The sequence below is a fragment of the Kitasatospora sp. NPDC048545 genome, from assembly GCF_040651155.1.
In the GTDB taxonomy this organism is placed as follows: Bacteria; Actinomycetota; Actinomycetes; order Streptomycetales; family Streptomycetaceae; genus Kitasatospora.
In genome coordinates, this window is record NZ_JBEZIQ010000035.1 from 81,638 (window position 1) to 104,857 (window position 23,220).

Sequence of the window (23,220 nt, forward strand, 5' to 3'; positions counted from 1 at the left end):
TTACTCCGGGAGGTGCGGTTCGGACGGCTTGGCGGCCATGGCCTGTGACGAGCGCGCGGCGAAGTCGCGGTCCCCGACCAGGACGGCGTCCACGCCGTCGGCGTCGGAGAGGCGCACCTGAACGGCCTCGCGCAGCGAGGTGGGGAGGTTCTTGCCCACGTAGTCCGCCCGGATCGGCAGCTCGCGGTGGCCGCGGTCGACCAGGACGGCGAGCTGGACGGCGCGCGGCCGGCCGATGTCGTTCAGCGCGTCGAGCGCGGCGCGGATGGTGCGGCCGGAGAAGAGCACGTCGTCGACGAGGATGACGAGCTTGCCGTCGATGCCGTCGGAGGGGATCTCGGTGTGCTCCAGGGCGCGGGCGGGCTTCAGCCGCAGGTCGTCCCGGTACATGGTGATGTCCAGGGTGCCCAGCGGGATGTCGCGCCCGGTGATCTGGGCCAGCCGGCCGTGCAGGCGGCGGGCGAGGTGGACGCCCCTGGTGTGGATGCCGAGCAGCACGACGTCCTCCGCGCCCTTGGCGCGCTCGACGATCTCGTGCGCTATCCGGGTGATGACCCGGGTGATGTCCGTGCCGTCCAGCACTTGGTGCGGCGGCCGCGGCGTCGTTTCCTGCGGCGTCGAATCTCGGTGTGCGGTCATGCCGAAGCGGACCTCCTTCCCCGCCTCACTGGACGGGCCTTAAAGGATGTCTGGATCACCCCCGCCGGGTCGGCGTGGGCTTCGGGTCATCCTAGCAGCGCCCCGGACGGCAAACAGAAGTCCATCATTCCGCTTCCGTCGGTTAACACCCCGGACGCGCCGACGATGCGGGCCATTCGCACGACTGCCCCATTCGGCTTGACGCAACTACCTTACTCTACGTAACCTCACAGTGAGTTACGAGACGGACGTCGAACCCACCGGTAACGGCGTCGACAATCGCCCGTGACCCACCACTGAACGCGAAGCAATCTCGTCCGGGGAGATCAATGTCCAGCGACTACGCGAAGCAACTCGGAGGCAAGCTCCGAGCGATCCGCACTCAGCAGGGTCTCTCCCTGCACGGTGTCGAGGAGAAGTCCCAGGGGCGCTGGAAGGCAGTCGTCGTAGGCTCGTACGAGCGCGGGGACCGTGCGGTCACCGTGCAGCGACTGGCCGAGCTGGCGGAGTTCTACGGCGTCCCGGTACAGGAGCTGCTGCCCGGCGGCACCCCCGGCGGCGCGGCCGAGCCGCCGCCGCGCCTGGTCCTCGACCTGGAGAGACTGACCCAGGTCCCCTCCGAGAAGGCCGGCCCGCTGCAGCGCTACGCGGCGACCATCCAGAGCCAGCGCGGCGACTACAACGGCAAGGTGCTGTCGATCCGCCAGGACGACCTGCGCACCCTGGCGGTCATCTACGACCAGTCGCCGTCGATCCTCACCGAGCAGCTGATCTCCTGGGGCGTGCTGAACCCCGACGCGCGCCGTGCGGTGCGCGAGGAGGACGCGAGCTGAGGCTCACCGCACCGGCTCCCGCCAGCGGATCCTTGTGCTTGCCGGCACTCGTCCCACCAGTGTCGGCAAGCAGAAACGTCACGGCGCGGCACCCCTGTCCGGGGGGCCGCGCCGCGGTGTTCCCGGGCCCGGCGGGCCCTCCCCCGGCGCGGCGCGCCACGTGTCAGCAGACCGTGCCCAGGCTGTAGCCGGGCTGCGCGGCGACCCCGTCCAGCCGGACCGGCCGGTCCGCCGGCGCCCAGTCCTGCCCACCGCTCGACCAGGCCCAGGAGGCCGGCAGGTACTCCCCGCAGGAGGCGGCCGAGCCCTGCGAACCGTGCAGCACCGCGACGCCCGGCAGCTCCAGGGCCAGCCCGGCGCACAGCACCGCGCAGACCAGCTCCAAGTCCTCGTCGTTGATCCGCACCACGCCGTCCTCCCACTGCAGCACCCGCGCGGCCGCGGTCAGCCTGCCGCCGGGCGCGTCCACCCGCAGGCGCAGCTCGTACACGCCGGCACCCGCCCCGACCAGCATCCGGCGGAACACCTCGCCCCCGCGCTGGTAGGCGGCGCGCACCCAGCGGGCGTGGTCCTCGTCGCACTCGCCCGCGCCGCCGTACAGGCCGCCGTCGAGCAGCAGGTCGGCGTGGCAGAGCGTCAGCCCGTTCTCCCGGGCCCGGACCAGGCGCGGCACGAAGTCCCCGGCCGGCTCCTCGCCCTGGTAGGCGAGCAGCTGGGTCTGCAGCGCCGGATTGACCAGGTAGCGGTCACGGGCGGTGGGCTCGGCCGGGTCCAGCCCGTTGAGCAGGCAGAACTCCTCGAAGTCCTGCGGGTGGAACATCCGCGCCCGGACGGTCTCGAAGCGCTCCAGCGCGTCCGCCAGCAGCTCGGCGGTGTCGGCCAGGTAGCGCTCGTAGTCGGGGGCGTCGGAGATCCCCCAGGCGCGGGCCCGCGCGAAGTCCGCGGCGCTGGTCAGCACCCCGATGACGAACGCCTGGTCGGCGCCCTCGACGCCCTCGGCCCCGTCGGCCCGCTGCGGCCGGTGCGACGCCCGCACCGCGGGCCGCGAGCCGCCGGCGGTGCAGTCGGAGTTACGGCGGGCGCGGCCGTGACGGCTACTCATCGGATGGCTCCTGGCTTCGGCGGGCGGCCGCCGGCGACGACGGCCGACGGGGGTGACGGTCGGCGGCGGGCTCGCCGCTGACCGCCTTCCTCCCCACCGCCCGCGCGCCGCACACGTACGGCGTGTCACAGGAATGTAACCACCGGTAATAGGACCGGTGGCACGGATCCCCCCGGACTACCGCGGCGCCCGGGCCAGCTGGCGGGACTGCGCGACCAGACGGCCGGACTCGTCCCAGACCTCGGCGTCCTCCTCGAAGTACCCGCCGGCCAGGTTGCGGGTCGCGTGGGTGACGCGGAGCCAGCCCGGGGCAGGCTTGGCCCGCAGGTGGACGGTCAGCTCGACGGTCGGGGCCCAGCCGGGCATGCCGAGGTCGAAGGTGACCGGCGGCAGCGCGTCGGCGACCAGCAGGAGCAGCAGCGGGTCGGGTTCGCGGCCGTCGGCGAGCCGGAACCAGCCCTGGATCAGCCCGTTGCCGGAGGGCTGCCCGAGCGCCCAGCCGACGGTGGCCGGGTCCAGCCGCAGGTCGAAGCGCTCCAGCAGGGCGGCCTCGGCGATCAGTTCCTTCGGCGCGTGCTCCACACCGATGCACTGCTCCGGCGGCGGGAGCTGCGGCGGCCGGGCGCTGGTGCGCACCTCGCCGTCGGCGGCGGAGAGGTCGCCGTGGCTGGCCACCACGCGCAGCCGTTCGACGCCGTCCTGGCTGAGCGAGGCGGTGCCGGTGGAGAGCCCGCGGCCGGTGCGCAGCACCTCGGTGCGGACGGTGGCCGGGCCGGGGGTGGAGGCGGACAGGTAGTAACCGCTGATCGACACCGGGTCGGGGTGCGACTCGTGCTCCAGCGACAGCGCGTGTCCGGCCACGGCGAGCAGCAGCCCGCCGTTGACCCCGCCGCCGATCTGCCAGCCGGCGCCCAGCTCGGCCTCGTAGCGGCCGGCCTCCTCGGGGTGTCTGGTCAGGGCGATGCCCCGGTCGAACTCGCTGCGGATCGCGGTGGTCATGGGGGAGGACCTGCCTTTTCGCACGTGGCGTCGAACACCAAGTTACTGACGAGTAGGCCACACCCTACGCCGATCGGGCCGACCGCGCGACGGCCGGGGAACGCCGAACGGCCGCCGGACCCGGCGTGCGGGTCCGGCGGCCGTCAGCGGAGCACGACCGGCTATCGGCGGATGCTCGGCTTCAGCTCCAGGAAACGGGCGAGCATGCCGTTGACGAAGGCCGGGGAGTCGTCCGTGGAGTACTCCTTGGCGATCTCGACGGCCTCGTCCAGGACGACCGCGTCCGGGACGCCGTCCTCCCAGATCAGCTCGTACGCGCCGAGTCGCAGGACGTTGCGGTCCACGATCGGCATCCGGTCAAGGGTCCAGCCCACCGCGTACTGCGAGATCAGGTCGTCGATCCGACGGGCGTGCTGGACGTACCCCTCGATCAGCTCCATGGTGTACTCGCCGACCTGCGGGGTGCCCTCCTCGGGCTTCGGCTCGCGGGCGCGGGCCACCCAGTCGGCGAGGACCCGCTGCGGGTCGACCCCGCGGTGGTCGGCCTCGAAGAGGATCTGGAAGGCCCGGGTGCGGGCCTTGCTACGTGCGGCCGACACGGACTTACTTCACCCGGCCGAGGTAGCTGCCGTCGCGGGTGTCGACCTTGACCTTCTCACCGGTGGTGACGAAGAGCGGCACCTGGATCTCGGCGCCGGTCTCCAGGGTGGCCGGCTTGGTGCCGCCGGTGGAGCGGTCGCCCTGGACGCCCGGCTCGGTCTCGGCGATGGTCAGCTCGACGGAGGTCGGGAGCTCGATGTAGAGCACCGAACCCTCGTTCTGCGCGACGAGGGCCTCGAAGCCCTCCAGCAGGTACTTGGCGGCGTCGCCGACGACGGCCGGCTCGATGGTGAGCTGGTCGTAGGTGTCCATGTCCATGAACACGAAGTTCTCGCCGTCCTTGTACGAGAACTGCATGCCGCGCTTGTCGACGTTGGCGGTCTCGACCTTGGTGCCGGCGTTGAAGGTCTTGTCGACGACCTTGCCCGTCAGAACCTCCTTGAGCTTGGTCCGAACGAAGGCCGGGCCCTTGCCGGGCTTGACGTGCTGGAACTCGACGACGGACCAGAGCTTGCCGCCCTCCAGCTTGAGGACCATGCCGTTCTTGAGATCGTTCGTGGAAGCCACGGGCGCACTTACTCCTGGATATAGCTGTCAAGGAACCAAGGGGTGCGTCCTGCCGCCGACGGCCGACTGGAGGCCGCGGTCACAGGGCGAGGAGCTCCTTGGTGGTGATGGTGAGCAGCTCGGGCCCGCCCTCTTCGAGGGGGCGCACGACGAGCGTGTCCTCGATCCGGACGCCGCCCTTGCCCGGGAGGTGGACCCCTGGGCCGACGGTGACCGGCACGCGGCTGTCCAGTTTACCCATGTCCGACGGACCGAGGCGCGGTGCCTCCCGGATCTCCAGCCCGATGCCGTGGCCCACCGGGTGCGGCGAGCCCTCGGTGTGGCCCGCCGCCTCCAGGACCTGCCGGGCGGCCCGGTCGGGTACGCACTGCTCCACGCCTGGTCCGAGCGCCTCCCGACCGGCCCGCTGGGCCCGGAAGACCAGCCGGTGCAGCTCCACCTGCCAGGGCGCGGGAGCGGCACCGATCACGAAGGTGCGGGCGGTGGACACGCCGTAGCCGCGGTACTGGGCCCCCATCACCACGGTCAGGAAGTCGCCCTCCTCCACCCGGCGGTCGGTCGGCTGGTGGGCGGCCTGGCCGGAGTGGCTGCCGGTGCCGACCGACACCGGAAAGGCGGCCCGGTCGGCCCCGTGGTCGATCATCCGGCGCTCCAGCTCCATGGCCAGGTGCCGCTCGGTGCGGCCGACCAGGATCGACTCCAGCAGCTCGCCGAGCGCCTGGTCGGCGATCTCGGCGGCGATCCGCAGATCGGCGATCTCGTGCTCGTCCTTGACCACCCGCAGCCGCTCGACCACCTGCCCGAGGTCGACCAGCCGGGCCCGCTCGGCCAGGCCCGCCACCGTCCGGTGCCGGCTGACGGTCAGATCGTGCTCCTCGACCGCGAGGCCCTCGATCCCGAAGCTGCTCGCCGCGGCGGCGGCGGCCAGCGCGGTGTCCGCCCCGGCCGCCACCGGCAGCCGGGTCACGTCGGGGACGATCAGGTGCTCCCCCGTGTCGTCCGGCGGCAGGTCGTCGGGCAGCGCGAGCAGCGCCCGGTCCCTGGTCAGCAGCAGCGTCGCCCCGCAGGGCGCGCAGCCCGTCAGATACCGCACGTTCGCCGCCCGGGTGATCAGCGCCGCATCGGCCCCGGCCGCACTGCAGTGCTCCCTCACCCGCTCCCGCCGCCCCGCGTACGCATCCGCCATGCGTCGAGCCTACGAACCCCCGGCCCGAACCGCCCGCCGAGCACCCCCGACGGAACCCCCGGAGCCCCCGATGCGCCCCCGTACCACCACCGGCTTCCCGCCACCCGGCACGGCCGGGCCGCCACGGGCCGCCGCCGCTACGCCTCCCCCGGGTCGCTCAGCCCCCGACGGTAGGCCGGGACCAGGCTCTGCGGCACGAGCAGCTCGCGGCCGTCGATCGTGACCGGGACCGGCTTCGGGGGCGCCGCCCTCCACCGGGCGCGACGGTGCCGGGTCTTGCTGCGGGAGGTCCTGTGCTTGGGCACGGCCATCGGAAGCTCCTGGTCCTTGTGGTCGACGTCCTCGATGCCGGCCGCGTCCAGGGGGTCGGGCCGCTCCTTCGGCGGGGCTGTTCGTTTGCGCATGATGCCGGGGCTCCTTCAGTGGAGGGGGCGAGCAGGCCCCGGAAGGCGTCGGGCAGGGTCTTCCAGCCGGCCTCACCGGCGATGAGTTCGACGTCGGTGAGCAGGCAGGAGTCGAGCAGGGCGGTGATCCCGTCGACGTCCAGCCCCTCCGCGGTGAAGCAGAGCTGCTGGACCCGGTCGCCGTGCAGCGGGTGCCAGTCGAGGGCGGCCGCCGCCCGCCGGGCGGGCGGGTAGAACTCCCAGGCCGCGTCGGACAGGGTGGCGAGCCAGGGCCCGCACTCCTCGACGGCGAGGTTGGCCCCGGCCGCGTCCCAGGCCAGCATCAGGTCCGGGCGGTTGGCCGGCCAGAAGCGGCCGCGACTGCGCTGCGCCGCCGGGACGAGCTGGTGCAGCGCCTCGTGGAACCGCCGTACCGGCCCTCACCGGGCAGCCAGTAGCGCTTGCGCTGGACGTTGGGGTCGAAGCGGCGGCGGGTGCGGCGGTGCGAGTGCGAGATCGCGTTGCCGAAGCCGGGTCGGCGGCCGGTGAGTTGGCAGTGGGCGGACATGGGTGCTCCCTGGCGTCCGGGAATGATCGGGACGGCGCAAACGCTGCACCGGATGAAAATGACTTCCATTTCGGTGTACGGTCTCGACCGAGCACCCCGGACCCAGGAGGACACCCGTGGCCCGCAGCGAACTGCGCCCCGTCATCAAGCTCCGCTCCACCGCCGACACCGGCTTCACGTACGTGACCCGCAAGAACCGCCGCAACGATCCGGACCGGATGGTCCTGCGCAAGTACGACCCGGTCTCGGGCCGGCACGTCGACTTCCGCGAGGAGCGCTGACCCCGTACGCACGAACGGCGCCTCCCCGAGTGGGGAGGCGCCGTTCGGCACCGCGTCGTTCGGCACCGCACTGGTGGAGACCGCGCCGTTTGACACCGCACTGTCGGACACCGTCGCGAGGGCGGGGCCGGCCCGGGACCGGTGCGGTCCCGCCCGGCCCGGCGCGGTGGGCCCCTCGGCTCACTGCTCCTGCGGCGTCCAGCGCTTCTCGACCTTGGCGAGCTTCCAGTACCCGATCGCCACCGCCCAGACCAGCACGAACAGCCCCGCGATCGCGTAGCCGACGTTGTCCAGCGAGATCTCCGCGATCCAGCTGCTCACCGGGTCGGTCAGGTCGAACTTCTCGTGCAGCACGCCGACCAGCTCGATGGTGCCGATGATGAAGGCCACCGCGATCGACAGCCCCGTGATGGTCAGGTTGTAGTACACCTTCCGCACCGGGTTGGAGAAGGCCCACTGGTACGCGAAGTTCATGAACGTCCCGTCCAGGGTGTCGAACAGGCTCATCCCGGCCGCGAACAGTAGCGGCAGGCAGACGATCGCGTACCAGGGCAGCCCGGCGGCAGCGCCCGAACCCGCCATCACCATCAGGGTGACCTCGGTGGCGGTGTCGAAGCCCAGGCCCAGCACCATGCCGACCGGGAACATCTGCCCGGGGCGGGTGATCGAACGGGTCGCCCGGTTCAGCACCCGGGCCATGAAGCCGCGGGAGTCGAGGTGCGCCTCCAGCTCCGCCTCGTCGTACTGCCCGGCCCGCATCGCGCGGAACACCTTGACGATGCCGAGCAGCGCCGCCAGGTTGAGCGCGCCGATCAGGTAGAGGAACACCCCGGAGGTGGTCGTCCCGACCACGCCGAGCCACTTGTGCGTGGTCGACTCGTCGTCCATCAGCGTGTTCGCCAGCTGGGCGCCGCCCGCCACCAGGGCGGCCATGATGACCACCATCGAGGAGTGCCCCAGCGCGAACCAGAATCCCACCGAGACCGGCCGCTTGCCGTCCGCCATCAGCTTGCGGGTGGTGTTGTCGATCACCGCGATGTGGTCGGCGTCGAACGCGTGCCGCATCCCGAGGGTGTACGCGGTGATGCCCAGGCCCACCCCGAAGACCTGGGTGCCGACCGCGTACCGCTCGGGCGCCACCAGGAACACGAGCGTCCCGAAAGCCACCACGTGCATGGCCAGGATCACCCCCATCAACCCGGCCGTACGGACGGTGTCCTCGCGCTTCCACCGGAAGGCGGGCAACACGGACGGCGCCGCTTTCGCGTCCGCCGCGGCGGTTTCGGGCAGGGTCATCTCAGGATCACGCTCCAACACCTCGTGGAATCACTTCGTGAAGTGCCGTGGCCGGTCTCCTGGCTTACGGGACATCCGGGTCCGCCTTCCCGAGTGCGCGAGGCACCCAGTGGCTTCGTGGACACGGACCGAATTCCGTCGAGGACGAAGGAACTCACCCGATCACAGTGGCGAGGGCCGCTCCGGACTGGGACCCCTGAGGGTCCGTCACCGGTCTTCCCGAGCACCACGGCGGGCTACACCGTAGGGGTCGCGCCCCGACCCATGCAAGGCTGCGCACCTGCGCAGGTGTCCAGGATCACAGGCCCCCGCCTGCAAGAATGTCCGCATGCATCTCGTACCGGCCGACCGCGCGGGCCACCGCACCATCGACGGGCACCGGGTCTGCGAGGCCATCGCCGCGATCGGCGACACCGCGCACGTCCGGTCCTGGGCCGAGCGCTTCTCCCTGCTCGCCGACCCCGGACGGCTCGCCCTGCTGCTCGCCCTGCACCGGGCCGGCCCGCTCGCCGTCACCGACCTCGCGGTCGCCACCGGCATGCGCGACCCCGCCGTCTCCCAGGCCCTGCGGCTGCTCCGTATGGCCGGCGTCGTCACCGGCGACAAGGACGGCCGCGTGGTGCGCTACCGGCTCGTGGACGAGGACATGCGCCCCCTCCTCGACGAATGCGCCGCCGGCGAGCACCACGAGCCCACCGCCGCCGCGGGCTGACCGACACTCGGGGAACAGCCGTCGGGCCGGACCACCGGATGAGTACGATCATGGTGTGCCGTCCCACCCCCACGCCTGGCCCGCCGACCGCTGGAACACCCGACCGGTCAGGGCGCGCGTGCTGGCGGTCGCCCGCACCCTCACCTCCGCCACCCGCGTCCTCGACGTCCTCACCCTGCTCAACCCGGACGGCATCGCCCGGTACTTCACCGTCAACCCCGGCTCCGCCTTCGCCGACCGCGCCCTGGACGACTACCTGCACGGCCTGCACGGCTTCACCGTGCTCGACTGGCAGGACGCCCTCCGGCACCACTTCGACCTCGCCGTCGCCTGCGCCGTCCACTCCTCCATGCACCACCTGGACGCCCGGCTCGTCGTCCTCCCGCACGGCGCCGGCTACAACCGCCTGGTGACCGAGTCCACCGGCGACACGACCAGCTCCGCAGGCCTCTCACGCAACGAACTCACCCACGGCGGGGAGGTGTTCGTGGACGTCCTCGGCCTCTCCCACCCCGAACAGCTGGACCGCCTGCGGACCTCCTGCCCCGAGGCGCTGGACGTCGCCCGGGTCGTCGGCGACCCGTGCCTCGACCGGATGCTGCGCAGCCTGCGCTCACGGGACGCCTACCGGGCCGCGCTCGGCGCCGTCGACGGCCGACGGCTCGTCGTCGTCAACTCCACCTGGAGCGAGCACTCGTTATTCGGCCGTCGCCCCGACCTGCCCCAGCGGCTGGTCCGCCGGCTGCCCGCCGACGAGTACACGGTCGCCGTCGTCCTGCACCCCAACATCTGGAGCCGGCACGACCCCGAGGCGCTGCTCGACACCGCCCGCCGGATGGGCCTGCGGCTGATCCCGCCGCACCAGGGCTGGCAGGCCGCGCTGGTCGCCGCCGACTGCCTGATCGGCGACCACGGCTCGGTCTCCGTCTACGGCGCCGCACTGGAACGGCCCACCGTGCTCGTCGCCACCGGCGCCGCCGAACTCGACCCGCGCTCCCCCGGCTACGCATTCGGCCAGACCGCCCCCGTGCTCGACCCCGACGGCGACCTCGCCGCCCAACTCGCCCAGGCCCTGCGGGAGCAGGACCCGGACACCCTGCGCCCGCTCACCGACCGCTCGCTGAGCCGGCGCGGCCGGTCCGCCGAGCTGCTGCGCCCCCTGCTCTACTCCTTCCTGGAGCACCTGGACGAACCCGGGGACGAACCGCTCCTGCCGCCCTACCCCAAGCCCGTCCCGCACCCCGGCACCACCGACGGACCCACCGCGTACGACGTCGAGGGCGGGAGCGAGGGCACCGAGGTCAGTCTGCGGCGCTACCCCGTCGACCCGGCCGACCACACCCCGCGCGGCTTCCACGCGCTCACCGACGAACACCCGGGAGACGCCCTGCGCTACACCGCGGAGGTGCTGGCCCGCACCGAGGTCCACGCCGAACTCCCCGCTCCCCGCTGGCTCGCCGACTCGGCCGCGGAACTCCCCGGCCTCGCCGTCGCGGTGGCCGCCCTCGGCCCGGCCCGGCACCTGGTCCGGCTGCGCAGCGGTCTGCTGCTGGAGGCCCGCGCCGAACCGGACTGGGGCGGCCCCGACCCGGGCATCGACCCGCTGCTGCTCGGCTCCGCCGTGGCCTGCTGGCTCGCCGACGGCGGCGACCCGGCCGAACTCCCCCGGCAGGGACTCACCGTCCGCACCGGTGAGCACCGCACCCGGCTCTCGTTCAGCACCGGGCCCCAGGGCCCGCCTCTCTAGGGTCCGTCCGCACACTCCCGTCGTCACACTCCCGTCGTCCGCCCGGAGGGCGGGCCGGGCGGCGTTGGGGTGCGTGCATCGCAAGCCGGAGGACGGGGGTACCTCCTGACCGAAGGCCGGGGGAGCGTCGCCCGCAGACGCGGTATGAGGACGGACCCTAGAGCAGACCCGCCAGTTCCCGCAGCCGGGCCCGGCTGCGCCCGGCCAACTCGGCATCGCCCAGCTCCTCCGCCAGGGCCACCAACAGGGTGTGCGCCTGCGCCTCCTTCACGTACTGGCTCCGCTCCCCGGCCCGCCGGGCGCAGTCACCGGCGTGCACGACGGCGAGGTCCGGTCGCCCCAGCGCGCGGTGGGCCCGGGCGCGGACCAGCGGCAGTTTCATCAGCATGTCGTGGTCGTCGGTGTCCGCGGCCCGCGCGCCGGCGCGGTCCAGGACGTCCAGCGCCTCCGGGGCGCGGCCGTCGGCGATCAGCGCCTGTGCCAGGTTGTAGCTCTGGACGATCTCACCGTGGTCGTCGCCCCGGTTCTCCGCCAGGGCCAGCGTGAACCGCTCCACCGCGTCGCCGGGGCGGCCGTCGGCCAGGCACAGCAGGCCGTCCGTCTCGTGCAGCACGCCCACCACGCGGCGGTCCGCCACCAGCGGCAGCTGCTCCGCGGCCAGCGCCAACTGCTCGGCGGCGAGCCGGTACTCCTTGCGCTCGAAGTGGGCGCGGGCGAGCTGGTTGCGCATCCGGACCACGGCGGCCGGCTGGTTGTCCCACTGGGCCGACTCGACGCCGAGCCGGTGGGTGGCGATCCAGTCCTCGTAGAGCTTGCGGCCGTGGTACAGCGGCCAGAGCGACTCGCAGAGCCGCCACACCTCGCCGTGCCACCGCTGCCGGGCGGCCTCCTCCACCACGGCGCGCAGGTTGGCCCGTTCGGCGTGCAGCCACTCCAGGGCGGCCGCGCCGGAGGCGAACCCGGGCAGCTCCTCGCCGTTCTCCTCCTGCAGTCGCAACCTGGCCCCCATCGCGTGGTCGGCCAGTGCGGCCCGGCCCCGGTAGTAGGCCACCACCCGGGCGAGGAGTTCCGTCCGGCCGGGCAGCTCCCGGGTACGGCCGTAGGCGTGCAGCCGCACCACGTCGTGGGCGCGGAAGCGCGTCTCGACGTCGTCGTCCATCACCTCGTCGAGCAGGTGGACGGCGCGCAGTTCCTGCAGCGCCGCCCCGGCCCGCTCGACGCCCGCCGCACCCGCCGACTCGGCCGACACGAAGGGGCCGGGGTGCACGCCGATCAGCCGGTAGAGCGCCCGGCCGTGCGGCGACAACCGCTCGTGGACCAGGTCGTAGGTCGGGCCGAGGTCGTTCTCCTCGTCGTCCAGCATGGCCAACCTGCCCTCCCGGTCGTGCAGTTCGGCCACCACCCGGCCGACCGGCAGGTGGTCGCGGTCCAGCAGCTGGCTGCCGACGGCGTTCAGCGCCAGCGGCAGCCCGCCGCACAGCTCGACCAGCGCCGCCAACTCCCCGTCGGTGCCCCGCCCGGAACCCAGCCAGGCCCGGACCAGATCGGCACCGGCCGTCGCGCTCAGCGGACCGAGCTGTCGCACCTCGGCGCCGTCGGTGCGCAGCGCGGGCAGCCGCCGCCGGCTCGCGACCACCACCAGTCCGGTCGAGGGGAGCAGGGCGCGCACCTCGGCGGCGTGCTCGACGTTGTCCAGGAAGAACAGGCACCGGCGCTCGGCGGTGACCGTGCGGAACATCGTGAATCGCTCCGCCTCCACCGCCGGGGGCTCCGTCCCGAGGGCGCGCAGGAAGCCGGCCAGCAGCGAGGGGAGGTCCACCCCGCCCTGGTGCCGGTAGGCCAGGAGGTCCGCGTAGAGGTCCCCGCCCGGGAAGCGCGCCCGGTGCTCCTCGGCGAACTTGGCGATCAGTTCGGTCTTCCCGACCCCGCCGAGCCCGGTGAACACCACGATCCCCAGCCCGCCGGCCTCGACCCGGCCCGACGCCGCGGTCAGCGCGGCGAGTTCCGGCTCCCGGTTGACGAAGGGCCCGTGCGGGGGCCGGACCTGACGAGGCCTCGGCGGCGGTTCGGCCTGGTGGAGGTGCACCGAGCCGATGGTGTCGGCCTGCACCACGTGGCCACCCACCGTTCCTGACACGGTGTTGGTCACCCGCCGATGCTCCATCTGCCCGCTCCCTCCGGCCGGTCGGCCCCAGCCTACGGGCTGGGCTCCGGCCCGGAGGGCGGATCGGGTCTCAGGCCGCCTGGCAGGTCGGGCACCAGAAGAGGTTGCGCGCGGCGTGCTCCTCGGTCCGCACGTCCGTGCCGCAGACGTGGCAGGGCATCGCCGCCCGCCGGTAGACGTACACCTCGCCGCCGTGGTCGTCCACGCGGGGCGGGCGCCCCATCGCCTCCGGGGTGTGTTCGGGACGGACGGTGTCGATCCGGCCGACCGCGACGCCCTCGTGCATCAGGGCGACCAGGTCGAACCAGATGGCGTCCCATTCCTTCCGGGTGAGGTCGCGCCCGGCCCGGTGCGGGTCGATGCCGTGGCGGAACAGCACCTCGGCCCGGTAGACGTTGCCCACCCCGGCGAGCACCTTCTGGTCCATCAGCAGCGCGGCGACCGTCGTCCGGCTGGCCGCGATCCGGCGCCAGGCGGCCTCCGGGTCGGCGTCGGCACGCAGCGGGTCGGGGCCGAGGCGGGCCGCGACCGCGGCCTTCCGGTCGTCGGCCACGAGGGCGCAGGTGTTGGGACCGCGCAGGTCGGCGTAGCCGTCCTCGCCCTCCAGTCGCAGCCGCACCAGGCCGACCGGCGCGGGCGCCGGGCCGGCGCCGAAGGTGAAGCCTCCGTAGAGCCCGAGGTGGACGTGCACCCAGGCGCCCTCCTCGAAGCCGAGGAAGAGGTGCTTGCCGATCGCCTCGGCACCGGTGAGCAGCTGCCCGTCGATCACCTTGGCCTCGTCGGCGAACCGGCCCTGCGGGCTGGAGACCCGGACGGGGCGTCCGCCGAAGGCCTGCCGGTTCTCGGCGGCGAGGCGGTGGATGATGTGGCCTTCCGGCACGGGCGTCAGCTCCCCGGGTTCGACAGGACGGGCCGCTGGGCGGGCCCGAGGACGCGTCCATCATCGCAGTCGGCACCGACACGCCCGTGGCCGCCCGAGTCGGCAGGCGACGGGGAGGCGGGGCGGCCGCGCGGGGGCTGTCGGCCGGGTCAGCGGACCGGCATGCCCATCAGCCGGGCCAGGATCACGCGGTCCAGCTCGGCGGCCGTCCCGGCGACGTCCAGGTACGAGTTGTCGATGATCGGCAGCCCGGAGTTGTACCAGCCGGCCATCCGCCCGTGGATGCGCGCCACTTCCTCGTCGCCGAGGCGCCGGTTGCCGCTGCGCCGGGCGTTGCGGCCCAGCACCGAGTCCAGGCTGGGCAGCAGGACGACCGGGATCATGCCGGGGCCGATGTGCCGCTTCCAGCCGCCGAGGCCGATCGCCGGGCGGTCCGGGAAGACGGCGTCGTCGATGATGCAGGAGATGCCGTTGGCCAGGTAGTTGCGGCAGGCGAAGCCGCAGGTGCGGCGGGCCAGCCGGTACTGCGCCTCGGAGGCGTTGTTCCAGCCGGACTGCGGGTTGGCGAAGCCGGACTGCACCCATTCCCGTACGTCGTCCAGGCTGATGTGCGCGGTCGGGGTGGGCCGGCGCTCGGCCCAGTACCGGGCGACGGTGGTCTTGCCTGCGCCGGCGGGACCGATCAGCAGGACGGCGATCGGCCCGGTGGGCGCGTGCTGCCGCGGCGGGTGGGCGGGCAGCTGGACGGGCGTCCCGGACGGCAGGACGAAGTGCCCGGTCCCTCCGGCGGGTACCGGTGCGCTGGGCACCGGAGCGGCAAGCGGCACGGGCGCCGGGACCGTGGCCTGGGCCTGGGCCTGGGCCGCGACGGGAGTCGGGGCCGGACCGGCGGTGGGCCCGGGCGCGAGCACCTGCGCGGGCCCGACCGCAGCGGACGCGACGGGAGCGGGCCCGACCACAGCGGGCGCCACGGGCGCCGCAGGAGCAACGGGAGCCGGAGCCACAGGCGCAACGGGCGCAACGGGCGCCGGAGCCACAGGCGCAACGGGCGCCGGAGCCACGGGAGCCACAGGCGCAACGGGCGCCGGAGCCACGGGAGCCACAGGAGCCGGTGAACCGGTCGGCACGGGCCGGACCTGCGGCGGCGGCGGAACCGGCACCCCCGACGGGGCCGCTCCCGCACCGCCCCCCGGAGGCACCGGCGGAGCGGCGGGACGCGGCGGGACCTGCCCGCCTCCGGCGTACTGCGTCACGGCACCTCCCGACACGTTCTCAGCGGGGACACTACACGGCGGCCCGGCAGCGGGCACAGTCCGCAGCCGGGCCGTGGGTCCGGGCCCGTCGGGGACGGGCCCGGTCCTCAGCGCGAGGTGAGCCCCTCGGCGAGCGCCCGCAGCGCCAGTTCGTACGAGCCGAGCCCGAAGCCGGCGACGGTGCCGGAGGCCACCGCCGCGATCACCGAGGTGTGCCGGAAGGTCTCCCGGGCGTACGGGTTGGAGATGTGCACCTCGATCAGCGGCGCGGTGCGCTGCGCGGCGGCGTCGCGCATCGCGTACGAGTAGTGCGTGAACGCGCCCGGGTTGATCACCACGGGCACCTGTCCGTCGGCCGCCTCGTGCAGCCACTCCACCATCTGCTGCTCGGAGTTGGTCTCGTGCACCTCGACCTCGAAGCCGAACTCCTTGCCGAGGGCAGTGCAGCGTTCGACCAGACCGGCGTAGGAGGTGGCGCCGTAGACGTCCGGCTCGCGGCTGCCGAGCCGGCCCAGGTTGGGGCCGTTGAGCACCATGACCCGGGTCACGCCGAGACCTCCGCGTAGGCGGCGACCAGCAGGGACGGGTCGGGGCCCTCCAGCACGGAGGTCTTGCCGAGGCCGTCGAGGACGATGAAGCGGATCAGGTCGCCGCGCGACTTCTTGTCGATCTTCATCGCGTCGAGCAGTTTCGGCCAGGCGTCCGCCCGGTAGCTCAGCGGCAGGCCGACCGAGGCCAGCACGCTGCGGTGCCGGTCGGCCGTCTCGTCGTCCAACCGCCCGGCCAGGCGGCCGAGTTCGGCGGCGAAGACCATGCCGATGGAGATCGCGGCACCGTGCCGCCACTTGTACCGCTCGTTGCGCTCGATGGCGTGGCCGAGGGTGTGACCGTAGTTGAGGATCTCGCGCTGACCGGATTCCTTGAGGTCTCCGGAGACCACGTCGGCCTTGACCTGGATGGCGCGCCGGATCAGCTCGACGGTGTGCGGGCCGCCCGGGGTCTTGGCGCCCTCGGGGTCGGCCTCGATCAGGTCGAGGATGGCCGGGTCGGCGATGAAGCCGCACTTGATGACCTCGGCGAGGCCGGAGACGTAGTCGTGCTTGGGCACGGTCTCCAGGGTGCCCAGGTCGGCCAGCACGCCCACCGGAGGGTGGAAGGCGCCGACCATGTTCTTGCCCTCGGCGATGTTGATGCCGGTCTTGCCGCCGACGGCCGCGTCGACCATGCCGAGCAGCGTGGTGGGCATGGAGATCCACCGGACGCCGCGCAGCCAGGTGGCGGCGACGAAGCCGGCCAGGTCGGTGGTGGCGCCGCCGCCGAGGCCGACGATGACGTCGCTGCGGGTGAACCCGGTCTGCCCGAGGACCGACCAGCAGTACGCGGCGACCTCGACGCTCTTGGCGTCCTCGGCGTTGGGCACCTGCAGCGCGATCGCGTCGTAGCCCTCGCCGGCCAGGTCCTCGCGGATGGCGTCGGCGGTGGCGGACAGCGCCTCCGGGTGGATGATCGCGACCCGCTTGGCGCGGTTGCCGATGAGCGGCGCCAGCTCGCCGAGCAGCTGGTGCCCGATCAGCACGTCGTACGGGTCGTGACCGGCGCTGCCGCCGACGTGGATCCTGACGATGGGGTCAGTCATGGGGGGTCTTCAGCTCCAGTGCTTCCAGTACGGCGTCCGCGACCTGCTCGGGGGTGCGGCCTGCGGTGTCGACCACGGCGGTGGCGACCTCGAGGTAGAGGGGGCGGCGGGCCTCCATCAGCTCGCGCCAGCGGGCCCGCGGGTTGACCGCCAGCAGCGGGCGCGGGGCGTCCAGGCCGACCCGCTTGACCGCGTCGGCGAGCGGGACCTCCAGGAAGACCACCGGCAGCTCGCGCAGCAGCTCACGGGTGGCCTCGGCCATCACCGCGCCGCCGCCGAGCGCCAGCACCCCGTCGTGTCCGGTGGCGGCGGCGCGCACGGCCGCCACCTCCAGTGCGCGGAAGTGCGACTCGCCCTCGTCGATGAAGATCTCCGGGATGGGCTTGCCGGCCGTGGTCTCGATGTCGGCGTCGGTGTCCCGGAAGTCGGCGCCCAGGCGCTCGGCCAGGGCCCGGCCGACGGTGGACTTGCCACTGCCGGGCGGGCCGACCAGCACCACGACGGGTCGGGTCATCGGATGATCAGGTGGTCGAGGTAGCCCTGCACGTTGCGGCGGGTCTCGGTGACGTTGTCGCCGCCGAACTTCTCGTCGACCGCGTCGGCCAGCACCAGCGCGACCATCGCCTCGGCGACGATGCCCGCGGCGGGCACCGCGCAGACGTCCGAGCGCTGGTGGTGCGCCTTGGCCGGCTCGCCGGTGCGCACGTCCAGGGTCTGCAGCGCCCGCGGCACGGTGGCGATCGGCTTCATCGCAGCGCGCACCCTCAGCACCTCGCCGGTGGACAGGCCGCCCTCGGTGCCGCCGGACCGGCCGGAGGTGCGCTTGACGCCCTCGGCGGTCGGGACGATCTCGTCGTGCGCCTGCGAGCCGGGGACCCGGGCCAGGTCGAAGCCGTCGCCGACCTCGACGCCCTTGATCGCCTGGATGCCCATCAGCGCGGCGGCCAGCCGCGCGTCCAGACGGCGGTCCCAGTGCACGTGCGAGCCGAGGCCGACCGGCACGCCGTAGGCCAGCACCTCGACCACGCCGCCGAGGGTGTCACCGTCCTTGTGGGCCTGGTCGATCTCGGCGACCATCGCCTTCGAGGCGTCCGCGTCCAGGCAGCGCACCGGGTCGGCGTCCAGCCGGGCCTCGTCCGAGGGCAGCGGCAGCACACCGGCCGGCGCCTTGGCGGCGGCCAGCTCGACCACGTGGCTGACGATCTCGATCCCGGCCACCTCACGGAGGTACGCGCGGGCGACGGCGCCCAGCGCGACCCGGGCGGCCGTCTCGCGGGCGCTGGCGCGCTCCAGGATCGGCCGGGCCTCCTCGATCGAGTACTTCTGCATGCCGGCCAGGTCGGCGTGGCCGGGCCGGGGGCGGGTGAGCGCCTCGTTGCGGGCCAGGCCCGCCAGCACCTCGGGGTCGACCGGGTCGGCCGACATGACCTGCTCCCACTTCGGCCACTCGGTGTTGCCGACCATGATCGCGACCGGGCTGCCCATGGTCAGGCCGTGCCGGACACCGCCGAGGAAGGTCACCTCGTCCTGCTCGAACTTCATCCGCGCCCCGCGGCCGTAACCGAGCCGACGGCGCGCCAGCGCGTCGGCCACCACGGCGGTGGTGACCGGTACGCCGGCGGGCAGGCCTTCCAGCGTCGCGACGAGTGCGGGGCCGTGCGACTCCCCCGCCGTCAGCCAGCGCAACGTACCCAACGGAGCTCCTTCATCAGCGGGCCGGCCCACGGCACCGCCGCAGGCCGCCCGAGCGTGCCTTCTGCCTGAATCCTTTCATGCCCCAGCGGCACCCGGGGGCGCAGTCCGCGTGACGGACGGCAACCGGTCAGCATGCGGCCGGGAGGCCGCGCAGAGGCGGCAGGAAGGCAGCGGGCGTCACCCGGCACCGGGCGGGCACCGGGCCTCAGCTCCCGGCGAGCGCCTTCTCCCCCGCCTCGCGCATCGCCGCCAGCGGCCCCGGGGTCCGCCCGGTGAAGGCCTCGCTCTGCAGCACCGCCTGGTGCACCAGCAGGTCCAGCCCGCCCAGGACGGTCGCCCCGCGCTCGGCGCAGGCGGCGGCCAGCGCCGTCGGCCACGGGTGGTACAGCACGTCGAACAGCGTCCCGGGCGCAGCGGGCAGCGAACCGGCGAAGGCGTCGGTGGCACCGGCCGGCGTGGTGGAGACGGTCAGGGGCTGCGCCAGCGCCTCGGCCCCGCGCTCCCAGTCGGCGGTGCGGACGACCACGCCCAGGCGCTCGCCCAGCTCGGCCATCTCCCGGGCCCGCCCGGCGCTGCGCACGTAGACCGTCACCTCGCCGGTGCAGATCCGGGCGAGCGCTGCCAGCGCCGAGGAGGCGGTGGCCCCGGCGCCCAGGACGGCGGCGCCGGGCACCTCGGTGATCCCGCGCTCGCGCAGCGCGTTGACCAGTCCGGGGACGTCGGTGTTGTCCCCGGTGCGCCGCCCGTCGGCGGTGAACACCACGGTGTTCACCGCGTCCACCGCGCGGGCCGTCGCGCTGACCTCGTCGAGCAGCGGGATGACCGCCCGCTTCAGCGGCATGGTCAGCGACAGGCCTGCCCACCGCTCCTCGTCCAGTCCGGCGACGAATCCGGGCAGCGCGGCCTCGTCGACCTCGAAGCGGTCGTAGCGCCAGCCGTCCAGCCCGAGCGCCGCGAAGGCGGCCCGGTGCAGGTCCGGCGAGAGCGAGTGGGCGATCGGCGAGCCGAGGACGGCCGCCCGGTGCTTGCTGGTCAACACTGCCTCTCCATGAACTGCTGTCCCGCCGCGGCTACTTGGTGGTGCAGTGGCCGCGGGCCTCGTCGAAGCCCTGCCCGGCCGCCTGGCAGTACTCCTTGACGTTGGCGTAGTGCTCCTTGCTCGTCTCGGCGAACCGGGTGTGCTGCGGGTCCATCGCGATGAAGTACAGCCACTTGCCGTCCGCCGGGTGCAGCACCGCGTTGAGCGCGTCGTCGCCGGGGTTGGAGATCGGCGTCGGCGGCAGGCCCGGGTTGACGTAGGTGTTGTACGGGTTGCTCGCGTTGTCCATGTCGCCCTTGTTGAGCTCCTTGCGGCCCAACGAGTACTGCAGCGTGGTGTCCATGCCGAGCTTGTGGTTGATCTCGCCGCCGGCGGCCAGCCGGTTCTGGATGGTCTTGGCCATCTTGGCGAAGTCGTCGACGTTGTTGCCCTCGCGCTGGAGGATGCTCGCCTCGATGATCACCTCGTACCCGGTCTTCAGGCCCACCGAGGCCGCCTGGGAGTCCAGGTTGGCGTACTTGTCGGTGGCGGTCTTCACCATCTGCTTGAGCAGGTCCTCGGGCTTCATGCCGTCGGCGATGTTGTAGCGCGTCGGCCAGAGGAAGCCCTCGATCTTGCCCTGGGCGTACGCGGGCAGGCCGAGGTCGTTGATCTGGGCCTGCGCGGCGGCGGCCGTGGCGCCCTTCTGCAGCTTCAGCTTGGTGTCGATCAGGGTGTAGATCTCGGTGGAGTTCTTGCCCTCGGGGATCACGATCGCCGCGCCGCCCGCCTGGGCGAGCAGTTCCTTGAGCACGTCGGCGGCCGGCATCTCCTTCTTCAGGCCGTAGAAGCCCGGCTGAACGGTGACGCACTTGGGCTCGGCCTTGCAGGCCGTGGTGAACGCGTCGACGCTCTTGACCACGCCGGCGTTCTTCAGCGCCAGGCCGATCTGCCCGGCGAGCGCGTCCTTCTTGACCTCGAACTGGACGGAACCGGTGCCCGCGCCGGTGAAGTCCGCCGGCGGCCCGAAGTGGTTCTGGTAGAAGCCGTAGCCCCACCAGCCGGCGCCGCCGACGGCGCCGAGCAGCACCACCGCGACCAGCAGGCAGGCGCCGCCGTTGCGGCGGCCCGACTTCTTGCCCTTCTCCTTGCGCTTCTTCTTCGCCTCGCGGGACTCGTCCTGCTTGCCGAGGAAGCCGCCCTCCTCGGACTCGGCGTGCTCGTCGAGGTAGCCGCCGTCCTCGCGGTGGCCGTCCTCGTGGCCGTCCCACTCGTCGGTCCCGCCCTGGCCCTCGCCACCGGCCGGGGCTCCGGACTCCAACGCGGCGGCCTCGGCCTCCCAGTCGATGCCGTCCGGCCCGGGGCCCGAAGCGGGCTCGGGCTCGGGCGCGGGCGCAGCCCGCCTCCGGCCTCGCTGCTGCGGTGCCTGCTGCTGCGGCATGCCCTGTTGCTGCACTCCGGGCTGCTGCTGCATGCCGTTCTGTGCCGGCATCCCGTTCTGGCCCTGCATGCCCGGCTGCTGCATGCCGTTCTGTGCCGGCATCCCGTTCTGGCCCTGCATGCCGTTCTGCGGGCCGCCCTGGAACCCCTGCTGCTGGTAGCCCTGCTGCTGGAACGCCTGCTGCGGCACCTGCTGCTGCGGATAGCCCTGCTGCTGCATTGGCTGCTGCATCTGCTGCTGGGGGTAACCCTGCTGCTGGCCCTGCTGCGGGTAGCCCTGCTGACCGCCCTGGAACCCCTGCTGCTGATAGCCCTGCTGCTGGAACGCCTGCTGCGGCACCTGCTGCTGCGGATAGCCCTGCTGCTGCATCGGCTGCTGCATCTGCTGCTGGGGGTACCCCTGCTGCGCGTCCCCGTAGGGCTGCTGGCCGTGCTGGCCCTGCTGCGGGTACTGCTGCTGCCACTGGCCGTCCTGCTGGCCGGGGACCGGCTGCCGGCCGTCGTACCCGGGATCACCGGGGTGCCACGGCTCGCCCTGGGGGGCGTAGCCCCCACCCAGATCGGTCATTGATCCCCTTAACCGACGGTGACGGCCGGCGGATCGGACCGGCCGTCCGGGACGGCATCGTCCCGGCTGAATCTCGAACCGGCGTGCTAGCGCAGCGCCTGGAGGGAGACGTTACCGTACCGCAGCCTTACCCCTGCCCGGGCGAACGCACCGTCACCGAGGGACCTCACGGAGGGCACACAAGATCGCTACGGAGTCGCCGCACCCGGGCCCGCGGGAGCGCCCGGCCCCGGCGGAGCCGCGGACGCCGAGCCGGTGGCCGCCCCGGACGCCCCGCCGGAAGCCGTCCCCGGCGCCCCCGAGGCGGCGGCCGAGCCGGACGCCGGGGCGCTCGGCTTCGCCGCCGCCCGGTAGGCGTTGAACTCCGCCACGTTGCGCTGCTGCACGTCGAAGCTGTCGGTGAAGCGGGTGTCCCCGGGCTTCACGGTGACGAAGTACAGCCAGTCCCCGGGCGTCGGGTCCAGCGCCGCCATGATCGCCTGCCGTCCCGGGTTGGAGATCGGCGTCGGCGGCAGCCCGGGGTGCAGGTAGGTGTTGTACGGGGAGTTCAGCTTGGTCTCGGTCACCGTGGTGTTCAGGGTCGACCGGCCGAGCGCGTAGTTGATCGTGGAGTCGAGCTGCAGCGGCATGCCCTTGGCGAGCCGGTTGTAGATGACCCGGGCCACCTTGCCCATGTCCTCGGTGTTGTCGGCCTCGCCCTGGACCATGCTGGCCACGGTGACCAACCCGTACACGGTCTGGCCGAGGTTCTGCGCGACGACGTTGGCGTCGTCGCGGGTGTACTCCCTGCCCGCCCGTTCCACCATCTGCTTCAGCAGGTCGAGCGCGGTGGTCCCGTCGGTGACGGCGTACGTCGCCGGGAACAGGTAGCCCTCGGGGCTGCCGTTGGCGAAGTCCGGCAGGCCCATTTCGACGGCCTGTTCCTGCGCGGTGCGCCGGGTGGTGCCGTCGGGCAGGTTGAGCTTCTTGTCGATGGCGGTGAAGATCTGGTAGCCGCGCCAGCCCTCGGGGATGGTCAGCCCGTTGGCGTTGGCCGGGTCGACCAGGATCGCCAGCGCCGCCACGGCCGACATCTTCTGCTTCAGCGTGTACGTCCCGGGCTGGATCCGTCCGGCGGCCGCCGCGCTGCCCTTCGCGGCCCGGGTGAAGGCGAGCGAGCTGGCCACCACCCCGTTGCGGACCAGCGCGGACGCGATCTGGGACAGGCCCGCGCCCTCCGGCACCGAGACCTGGACGCTGCCGGTGCCCTGTCCGGCGAAGTCGGCGGCGGCCGGGGGCCTGCGCTGCGCCTGGAACCAGGTGTACCCGGTGAGCCCGACCCCGCCGAACACCGCGACCAGTGCCAGGGCGGTGAGCCCGCAGGCCAGTCCGTTGCGCCGTCGGTGCGGATCCGGCGCATCGGAGTGCGGCCGGGGCGTGGTCGGGGGGCGGCCCTCCGGCTCCAGCACCGGCGCACCCAGGTGTCCCGGCGTGAGCCCGGGCTGGAAGTCCTGGTCGGTCATGGCGCGCGCCCCTTCGGCGGTCCCAGATCGTTCCGGATCGATCACACGTCGATCAGGAACGGAATCGGAAACGAACGACGTCGGCGTGCCCGTGCAGCGTCCGGGTCGCAGATCGCGACGCCGAACACGCGCGGGCGCCCGGACCAGAAGC

At 73.2% G+C, this 23,220-nt stretch carries 22 protein-coding genes, 2 pseudogenes and 1 riboswitch; of the genes and pseudogenes, 4 read left to right on the forward strand and 20 right to left on the reverse strand.

The genetic code is table 11. The annotated features are described in order from the left end of the window. The gene (gene pyrR / locus AB0D10_RS29045; RefSeq protein ID WP_360261910.1) at positions 1-639 is read right to left on the reverse strand and encodes a bifunctional pyr operon transcriptional regulator/uracil phosphoribosyltransferase PyrR; all 639 of its coding nucleotides are present in this window, start codon (positions 637-639) and stop codon (positions 1-3) included. Positions 640-968: 329 nt separating this feature from the next. On the opposite strand from pyrR, the gene AB0D10_RS29050 reads away from it, so the two are divergent. Further along, complete coding sequence (locus AB0D10_RS29050) at positions 969-1,472, forward strand: transcriptional regulator (RefSeq protein WP_030056198.1); 504 nt, start codon at positions 969-971, stop codon at positions 1,470-1,472. A gap of 163 nt (positions 1,473-1,635) precedes the next feature. Here AB0D10_RS29050 and AB0D10_RS29055 read toward each other — a convergent pair whose 3' ends face one another. From AB0D10_RS29055 to rpmB, 8 genes and pseudogenes are all read right to left on the reverse strand, one after another. Beyond that, positions 1,636-2,574 carry a hypothetical protein gene (locus AB0D10_RS29055; protein WP_360261911.1) on the reverse strand — a complete coding sequence of 313 codons (939 nt, stop codon included), beginning with the start codon at positions 2,572-2,574 and terminating at the stop codon, positions 1,636-1,638. Positions 2,575-2,751: 177 nt separating this feature from the next. Beyond that, complete coding sequence (locus AB0D10_RS29060; protein WP_360261912.1) at positions 2,752-3,573, reverse strand: thioesterase family protein; 822 nt, start codon at positions 3,571-3,573, stop codon at positions 2,752-2,754. 161 nt (positions 3,574-3,734) lie between these two features. Beyond that, entirely contained in the window at positions 3,735-4,172 is a 438-nt protein-coding gene (nusB, locus tag AB0D10_RS29065; protein WP_360261913.1) for a transcription antitermination factor NusB, read from the reverse strand. A 4-nt stretch (positions 4,173-4,176) separates the two neighbouring features. Beyond that, a complete protein-coding gene (gene efp, locus AB0D10_RS29070; RefSeq protein ID WP_360261914.1) occupies positions 4,177-4,740 on the reverse strand; it encodes an elongation factor P in 564 nt (187 codons plus the stop codon). Positions 4,741-4,819: 79 nt separating this feature from the next. Further along, the gene (locus AB0D10_RS29075) at positions 4,820-5,926 is read right to left on the reverse strand and encodes an aminopeptidase P family protein (protein ID WP_360261915.1); all 1,107 of its coding nucleotides are present in this window, start codon (positions 5,924-5,926) and stop codon (positions 4,820-4,822) included. Positions 5,927-6,063: 137 nt separating this feature from the next. Then, positions 6,064-6,237: a 50S ribosomal protein L32 gene (rpmF, locus tag AB0D10_RS29080; protein WP_360261931.1), complete on the reverse strand. Its 174-nt coding sequence runs from the start codon at positions 6,235-6,237 to the stop codon at positions 6,064-6,066. A gap of 116 nt (positions 6,238-6,353) precedes the next feature. Then, a pseudogene (locus AB0D10_RS29085) lies at positions 6,354-6,704 on the reverse strand (GTP-binding protein); the annotation flags it as partial. A gap of 35 nt (positions 6,705-6,739) precedes the next feature. Further along, positions 6,740-6,877: pseudogene (rpmB, locus tag AB0D10_RS29090) on the reverse strand (50S ribosomal protein L28); the annotation flags it as partial. A gap of 116 nt (positions 6,878-6,993) precedes the next feature. On the opposite strand from rpmB, the gene rpmG reads away from it, so the two are divergent. Further along, the gene (rpmG, locus tag AB0D10_RS29095; RefSeq protein WP_360261916.1) at positions 6,994-7,158 is read left to right on the forward strand and encodes a 50S ribosomal protein L33; all 165 of its coding nucleotides are present in this window, start codon (positions 6,994-6,996) and stop codon (positions 7,156-7,158) included. 180 nt (positions 7,159-7,338) lie between these two features. On the opposite strand, the gene AB0D10_RS29100 is transcribed toward rpmG, so the two are convergent. After that, positions 7,339-8,454, reverse strand: coding sequence for a HoxN/HupN/NixA family nickel/cobalt transporter (locus AB0D10_RS29100; protein WP_360261917.1), 1,116 nt, complete (start codon positions 8,452-8,454; stop codon positions 7,339-7,341). A gap of 31 nt (positions 8,455-8,485) precedes the next feature. Beyond that, positions 8,486-8,700, reverse strand: a riboswitch (cobalamin riboswitch). A gap of 82 nt (positions 8,701-8,782) precedes the next feature. Here AB0D10_RS29100 and AB0D10_RS29105 point away from each other — a divergent pair. Together AB0D10_RS29105 and AB0D10_RS29110 are read left to right on the forward strand one after the other, a co-directional pair. Then, entirely contained in the window at positions 8,783-9,166 is a 384-nt protein-coding gene (locus AB0D10_RS29105; RefSeq protein WP_360261918.1) for a metalloregulator ArsR/SmtB family transcription factor, read from the forward strand. Between the two features lie 55 nt (positions 9,167-9,221). Beyond that, positions 9,222-10,913: a hypothetical protein gene (locus AB0D10_RS29110; protein ID WP_360261919.1), complete on the forward strand. Its 1,692-nt coding sequence runs from the start codon at positions 9,222-9,224 to the stop codon at positions 10,911-10,913. A gap of 157 nt (positions 10,914-11,070) precedes the next feature. Here the strand turns inward: AB0D10_RS29110 and AB0D10_RS29115 are convergent, their stop codons facing one another. The 10 genes from AB0D10_RS29115 to mltG (AB0D10_RS29160) all read right to left on the reverse strand — a co-directional run bounded on the left by AB0D10_RS29115 (position 11,071) and on the right by mltG (AB0D10_RS29160) (position 23,069). Next, positions 11,071-13,062: an AAA family ATPase gene (locus AB0D10_RS29115; RefSeq protein WP_360261920.1), complete on the reverse strand. Its 1,992-nt coding sequence runs from the start codon at positions 13,060-13,062 to the stop codon at positions 11,071-11,073. Positions 13,063-13,147: 85 nt separating this feature from the next. Then, positions 13,148-13,957, reverse strand: coding sequence for a DNA-formamidopyrimidine glycosylase family protein (locus AB0D10_RS29120; RefSeq protein WP_360261921.1), 810 nt, complete (start codon positions 13,955-13,957; stop codon positions 13,148-13,150). Positions 13,958-14,106: 149 nt separating this feature from the next. Continuing rightward, positions 14,107-14,961 carry an AAA family ATPase gene (locus AB0D10_RS29125; RefSeq protein WP_360261922.1) on the reverse strand — a complete coding sequence of 285 codons (855 nt, stop codon included), beginning with the start codon at positions 14,959-14,961 and terminating at the stop codon, positions 14,107-14,109. 356 nt (positions 14,962-15,317) lie between these two features. Next, a complete protein-coding gene (gene aroQ / locus AB0D10_RS29130; RefSeq protein WP_360261932.1) occupies positions 15,318-15,746 on the reverse strand; it encodes a type II 3-dehydroquinate dehydratase in 429 nt (142 codons plus the stop codon). 8 nt (positions 15,747-15,754) lie between these two features. Beyond that, complete coding sequence (gene aroB, locus AB0D10_RS29135; protein WP_360261923.1) at positions 15,755-16,846, reverse strand: 3-dehydroquinate synthase; 1,092 nt, start codon at positions 16,844-16,846, stop codon at positions 15,755-15,757. Further along, positions 16,839-17,360: a shikimate kinase gene (locus AB0D10_RS29140; RefSeq protein WP_360261924.1), complete on the reverse strand. Its 522-nt coding sequence runs from the start codon at positions 17,358-17,360 to the stop codon at positions 16,839-16,841. The genes aroB and AB0D10_RS29140 overlap by 8 nt, the downstream gene beginning before the upstream one ends. Next, positions 17,357-18,541, reverse strand: coding sequence for a chorismate synthase (gene aroC, locus AB0D10_RS29145; protein WP_360261925.1), 1,185 nt, complete (start codon positions 18,539-18,541; stop codon positions 17,357-17,359). Before aroC ends, AB0D10_RS29140 begins: the two co-directional genes overlap by 4 nt. Before the next feature lie 205 nt (positions 18,542-18,746). Beyond that, positions 18,747-19,577 (reverse strand): shikimate dehydrogenase, encoded by an 831-nt coding sequence (locus AB0D10_RS29150; RefSeq protein WP_360261926.1) that lies wholly within the window; start codon positions 19,575-19,577, stop codon positions 18,747-18,749. Between the two features lie 34 nt (positions 19,578-19,611). Continuing rightward, on the reverse strand, positions 19,612-21,567 hold the full coding sequence (mltG, locus tag AB0D10_RS29155) for an endolytic transglycosylase MltG (RefSeq protein WP_360261927.1): 1,956 nt from the start codon (positions 21,565-21,567) through the stop codon (positions 19,612-19,614). A 188-nt stretch (positions 21,568-21,755) separates the two neighbouring features. Further along, positions 21,756-23,069 carry an endolytic transglycosylase MltG gene (mltG, locus tag AB0D10_RS29160; protein WP_360261928.1) on the reverse strand — a complete coding sequence of 438 codons (1,314 nt, stop codon included), beginning with the start codon at positions 23,067-23,069 and terminating at the stop codon, positions 21,756-21,758. Positions 23,070-23,220 lie beyond the last annotated feature (151 nt).